Annotated in this window: 6 protein-coding genes; 4 read left to right on the top strand and 2 right to left on the bottom strand. The window is 66.3% G+C overall.

Features of this window, described 5'->3' with window-relative positions; all coding sequences use genetic code 11:
• Window positions 1–945: mycothione reductase (locus VFA16_RS20595; protein ID WP_324969607.1), on the top strand; the 945-nt coding region annotated here is incomplete at its 5' end.
• 1 nt (window position 946) lies between these two features.
• Here the strand turns inward: VFA16_RS20595 and VFA16_RS20590 are convergent.
• Window positions 947–1426, bottom strand: coding sequence for a Fur family transcriptional regulator (locus tag VFA16_RS20590; RefSeq protein WP_324969606.1), 480 nt, complete (start codon window positions 1424–1426; stop codon window positions 947–949).
• Window positions 1427–1560: 134 nt separating this feature from the next.
• Between VFA16_RS20590 and VFA16_RS20585 the strand changes: the two genes are divergently transcribed.
• The 3 genes from VFA16_RS20585 (at window position 1561) to VFA16_RS20575 (ending at window position 4658) form a co-directional block, all read left to right on the top strand.
• Window positions 1561–2676, top strand: a complete 1116-nt coding sequence (locus VFA16_RS20585) for an alkaline phosphatase family protein (RefSeq protein ID WP_324969608.1) — start codon at window positions 1561–1563, stop codon at window positions 2674–2676.
• 125 nt (window positions 2677–2801) lie between these two features.
• Window positions 2802–3914 (top strand): HoxN/HupN/NixA family nickel/cobalt transporter, encoded by a 1113-nt coding sequence (locus VFA16_RS20580; protein ID WP_324969605.1) that lies wholly within the window; start codon window positions 2802–2804, stop codon window positions 3912–3914.
• Between the two features lie 93 nt (window positions 3915–4007).
• Window positions 4008–4658, top strand: a complete 651-nt coding sequence (locus tag VFA16_RS20575; protein WP_324969604.1) for a cation diffusion facilitator family transporter — start codon at window positions 4008–4010, stop codon at window positions 4656–4658.
• 83 nt (window positions 4659–4741) lie between these two features.
• Here the strand turns inward: VFA16_RS20575 and VFA16_RS20570 are convergent.
• On the bottom strand, window positions 4742–5464 hold a 723-nt coding region (locus VFA16_RS20570), incomplete at its 5' end, for a multicopper oxidase domain-containing protein (RefSeq protein WP_324969603.1).

The following is a 5464-nucleotide window of genomic DNA, read 5'->3' as shown; positions in this document are numbered from 1 at the left end:
CCGGTGATCCCGCCGGCCATCCTCGCCTGCGGCGTCGACTACCACACCAGCGACACCGTCATGCGGATCGCCGAGTTACCCGAACACCTGGTGATCATCGGCGGTGGGTTCGTGGCAGCCGAATTCGCGCACATCTTCTCCGCGCTGGGCGTCCGGATCACCCTGGTGGTTCGCGGCGGCACACTGCTTCGGCATTCCGACGACACGATCTGCGAGCGCTTCACCCGCATCGCCTCGACGAAGTGGGAGCTGCGGACGCACCGCAATGTCGTCGGCGGCCATCGTGACGGTTCGCAGACCGTGCTGGAGCTCGACGACGGCTCCACCGTGCACGCCGACACTGTTCTGGTGGCCACCGGCCGGATACCCAACGGCGATCTGCTGGACGCCGAACAGGCCGGCATCGAGCTCAACGGAACCCGAGTGGTGGTCGACGAATTCCAACGAACCGCAGCCCCAGGTGTTTTCGCGCTCGGCGACGTGTCTTCACCCTACGAGCTCAAACACGTGGCAAACCACGAAGCCCGCGTCGTGCAGCACAACCTGCTTTGCAACTGGGACGACACCGGCTCGATGATGATGACCGACCACCGATTCGTGCCGTCGGCGGTCTTCACCGACCCACAGATCGCCAGCGTCGGACTGACCGAAAACCAAGCTGTTGCAAAGGGTGTCGATGTATCCTGCGTGATCCAGGACTACGGCGACGTCGCCTACGGCTGGGCGATGGAGGACACCACCGGCATCGTCAAGATTATCGCCGAGCGCGGCAGCGGCCGGCTGCTGGGTGCGCACATCATGGGCTACCAGGCCTCGTCGATCATCCAGCCGCTGATCCAGGCGATGAGCTTTGGGCTGCCCGCACATCAGATGGCGCGCGGCCAGTACTGGATTCATCCGGCGCTGCCGGAGGTCGTGGAAAACGCGCTACTGAATCTCTGCTGATTCAGCGTGGTTCGTCCGCTGCTGCTACCTGACACCGCGGGCACAGGCCGTGCAGGGTCAACCCGGCCCGTTCCGACAAAGCGAAAGCGCTACCCGCCATCGCCTGTTCGAGCGCCGAACTCAGCTGACGCGCGGGCACTTCGATGATCGAGCCGCACCGGGTGCACACCGCGTGATGATGAGGGTCGGCCGCCAACCCGAAGGTGGTGACGCCGTTCTCAAGGGTCAGCGCGTGTAGCACACCCTGATCGACCAGCGTGGTCACCGTTCGGTAGATCGTCGCCAAATCGGGCGGGGTGATCCCGGCAGGAGCGGCCTCGCGCACCCGGCGGTGGATCTCCGCGACCGAGAGATGCCCGTTGACCGGTTCGAGCACCGCCAGCACCGCGATCCGTGAGGCCATCCGCCGCAGCCCATGGGCGCGCAGCAACTCGCCAATCCGCTCGGTGACGGCCGGGTCCAGGGCCGATGGCCTGGTCACTTCTTCAGTATCACGCATGCGATTGCCCAAGCGCAGCCAATGGCCAGATCGGGTGGGCTGCGAGACTGGCCGTCATGCTGAGTTTGTCGCACGACGACCCGCTGCGCCCGGCTTCGCCGCCCTTGCGATCGCCGATGGGTTCCATCTGCGACGTGCTGCCCGCGGCGGCCGCGCTGCTTGGAGTCCACGGCGGGGTCGACCCGCTGGGACTGTCCGAGTCGGTCGGCGAGGTGCGCCGCGTCGCGGTGGTGCTGGTCGACGGCATGGGGTGGCACCTGTTGCCCATGCTGACCGCGGACGCGCCGCTGCTCGCCTCGGTGCTCGCGGGTGGTGCCGGGCGGCTTGATGAACTGGTCTGCACGTTTCCCTCGACGACGCCGACGAGCCTGGTGTCGCTTGCCACCGGCGCACAACCGGGCGAGCACGGCGTGCTGGGATTTACGCTCAAGCTGCCGCACACCGACCGGGTGCTCAACCACATCGCGTGGCGTGACGACCCGCCGCCCGCCCAATGGCAGCCCGTCCCAACGTGGTTCGAGCGGCTGGCCCGCGCCGGGATCAGCGCCCGGGCGGTCTTGCCGGCGGCGTTTATCGGCAGCGGGCTCACCGAAGCGGCCTATCGCGGTGCGCTGTTCCGCCCGGTCGGCGGCGAAGACGATTACGCCGGGCAGCTGGCCGAGGAGATCCGCGCGGCGCCCGGACTGATCTACGGCTATACCGCCGCACTGGACACCGCGGCACACCTGTTCGGCGTCGGCTCGCCGCAATGGCACACCGCGGCAGCGCACGTCGACACACTGCTCACCCGGCTGGTCGAGCAATTGCCGTCGGATGCGGCGCTGCTGGTCACCGCCGACCACGGCGGAATGAATGTCGCACCGGACGCCCGAGTCGACCTCGATGCCGACCCTTGGCTGGCGGCGGGAGTACGTGTGGTCGCCGGAGATCCGCGGGTGCGTTACCTCCACACCCAACCCGGGGCGGCCGCCGACGTGCTGGCGGCCTGGAGCGAGACGGTAGCTGGGCGGGCCGAGGTGTGCAGCCGCGACGACGCCGTGGCGGCCGGGCTGTTCGGTTCGGTGCGCCCCGAGCACCTTGCCCGCATCGGTGACGTCGTCGTCATCTGCACCGGCGACACAGCGGTGCTGGCGAGCGCCCATGAGCCGCCCGAGGTGGCTAACCTAATCGGTTTGCACGGCGCGGCCACCCCGGCCGAGATGGCGATTCCGCTCATCACCTTCCGCGGTTGACGGCAGGGTGCCGCCCGGGTCACCTGCGAAAAACTTGCAAGAATCCCTCGAATCACCTGCATGACGCTCGCCGGTCGCTTACCGTTTGCGCGGCCGGGATCTCGATGCACAGTGGGGGACGCGACATGGCGGAGCGCGTTGAGCGCCAATCGTTGTCATCACGAGTGCGCAGTGCACTGACGCCGGCGGAACGAGCCCGTTTGGGGGCCATGTTCGCGGTGATCGTCGCACTGCACCTGATCGGCTGGCTGACGCTCGTACTGGTAGTCGAGCCCGCACATTTCAGTCTCGGCGACAAGGTGTTCGGCATCGGCATCGGGCTGACGGCCTACACCTTGGGACTGCGGCACGCGTTCGACGCCGACCATATCGCCGCCATCGACAACACCACCCGCAAGCTGATGAACGACGGGCAGCGGCCACTCGGCGTCGGCTTCTTCTTCTCATTGGGCCATTCGTCGGTGGTCTTCGGGTTAGCGGTGCTGCTGGCGCTTGGAGTCAAGGCGATCATCGGGCCTGTCAGGCAGGGCTCGTCGGCGCTGCACCACTACACCAGCTTGATCGGCACCAGCGTCTCGGGAGCGTTCCTGTATTTGATCGCCGCGATCAACGTCGTCATCTTGGTTGAGATTCTGGGCGTGTTCGCGCGGATGCGCCGGGGCCACTATGACGAGGCCGAACTGGAACAGCAGTTGAACAGCCGCGGGCTGCTCAACCGGTTGCTCGGCCGCTTCACCAGATCGGTCACCAAGTCATGGCACATGTACCCGGTCGGCCTGTTGTTCGGACTCGGATTCGACACCGCTACCGAGGTCGCGCTGCTGGTGTTGGCGGGCAGCAGCGCTGCGGCCGGCGTGCCGTGGTATGCGATCCTGTGTCTGCCCATGCTGTTCACCGCGGGGATGTGCCTGTTGGATACCATCGACGGCTCGTTCATGAACTTCGCCTACGGCTGGGCGTTTTCCAACCCGGTGCGAAAGGTCTACTACAACATCACCATCACCGGTTTGTCGGTCGCGGTGGCCCTTCTGGTGGGCAGCGTTGAACTTCTCGGACTGTTGGCCGATCAGCTGGGTTGGAGCGGCGGATTGTGGGAGTGGATCGGCGGCATCGACCTCAACATGATCGGGTTCGTCATCGTCGCGATGTTCGTGGCGACTTGGGCTGTGGCGCTGCTGGTATGGCGCTATGGCCGCATCGAGGAGAAGTGGAGCATGCCGGCGGACCGCGGCGCCTGACGGATATTGACGAGCTGCCTTGGAGCAGTACCGAATCCCGGCCAATTCGACGTTATCGTGGGCACCTCCGCTGACTGGTTCTATCATCGGCAAATGTCCACGGTTGGGCGGCTGGCGCTGGCGCTGCTGCTAGACCTGCTGCTGGTCGCCGCGTTGCTGATCGTGGGCGTAATGGCCCACTCGCTGAGCGTGCTGGCCGCAGGCGTCGACTATCTGGCCGACGGGGCCGCGATCGCCCTTTCGCTGTTCGCCATCCGCCTTGTACGTCGGGCGGACCGTGACCGTCCAAACCGATACCCCAGCCCCACTCACCTTGCAGCATTGGTCAATGCCGGTTGGCTGCTCATCCTCAACGTCGGCATAGTGGTCGCCGCAGCCCACCGGCTGGCCGCGGGCGCCACCGGCGTACGGGGCGCGCCGGTGCTGATCGTGGGCGCGGTGGCAGCGGTGGTCATGCTGATCGCCACGGTCATCGTCGGCGCAGACGTCGACGATGGGAACGGCCGGGAAGACCTCAACGTCAAAGCCGTGCGGCTCGACATCGCCGCGGATGCGGCGGCCGCCGCCGGCGTAGCTGTCAGCGGCGCGGTGATCCTGGTTACCGGCGGCTGGGACTGGCTCGATCCCGCGGTGGCGCTCACCATCGCTGCGGTGGTCGGCTACCACGCCGTCAACTTGATCGCACGAGTCCTGAGTGCGCTGCGGACTCCGTCGGCGCTGAGCGGGAAGGCCGCCGGCTCATAACCGCGTAAGGCCCAGTGTGATTCCGCGTTCGACGTCGGCTGGATAACAGCCCGGCGTGCCGCTGTTCTTGGAACGCGGGCGGATCACCTGCAGTGCAACAGCGCCATGAACCCGTAATCCATGTGCAGTTGCTGGTGGCAGTGAAACAGCGACAAGCCGGGTTGGTCGGCGAGGAAGTCGACGTCGATGCTCTGGTAGCCACCCAGCATCGCGACGTCTTTGCGCACGCCCGCAGTTGGCGTGCCCGCGACATTAGTGATTTCAAACGTGTGCCGGTGCACATGGATTGGGTGGATGTCGTCGCTCGCGTTGCGCACGTGTAACCGGTAGCGCTTGCCGTGCTGCAATTCGATCGGCGGTTGCTCCGACGGCATGGCGAATCGTTGACCATTGATCGTCCATACGTTGAAGCCGTTGTCGGCGGCGTTTTGCTTTTCGACCAACATGTCGATGACGTGATCGGGTGCGGCGGCGCGGGCCCCGGGTTGCGCGAACAGCCGGTAGTCCCACTGGAAGGGTGGCGGCGGCGCCCACTGCGGCGCGCCGGTTCGTCCGGCGTATTCCACCACGATGCCCATGCCGCCGTGCCGGTCGTCGTCGAGAAGATCGCCAAGGATCCACACGCCGGGCTGATTCATCGTCACCACGGCCGAGATTCGTTCACCGGCGCCGAGCCACAACACAGGCACGGCAACAGGTTTCGGCACCGGGTTGCCGTCAAGCGCCACCACGGTGAACGTGTGCCCCGGCAGCGCCAGGCTGCGCTCCTCGGTGGCGCTGCCGTTGAGGACATGCAGCAGGACACG

This window comes from Mycobacterium sp. (genome assembly GCF_035653355.1).
Classification (GTDB): domain Bacteria; phylum Actinomycetota; class Actinomycetes; order Mycobacteriales; family Mycobacteriaceae; genus Mycobacterium.
This window is presented reverse-complemented; position numbering and strand designations above follow the sequence as displayed.

Coding starts and splice junctions, on each gene's coding strand:
- VFA16_RS20575 (WP_324969604.1), top strand. CDS start 4,008: ATGTCCACGGTTGGGCGGCTGGCGCTGGCGCTGCTGCTAGACCTGCTG.
- VFA16_RS20585 (WP_324969608.1), top strand. CDS start 1,561: ATGGGTTCCATCTGCGACGTGCTGCCCGCGGCGGCCGCGCTGCTTGGA.
- VFA16_RS20580 (WP_324969605.1), top strand. CDS start 2,802: ATGGCGGAGCGCGTTGAGCGCCAATCGTTGTCATCACGAGTGCGCAGT.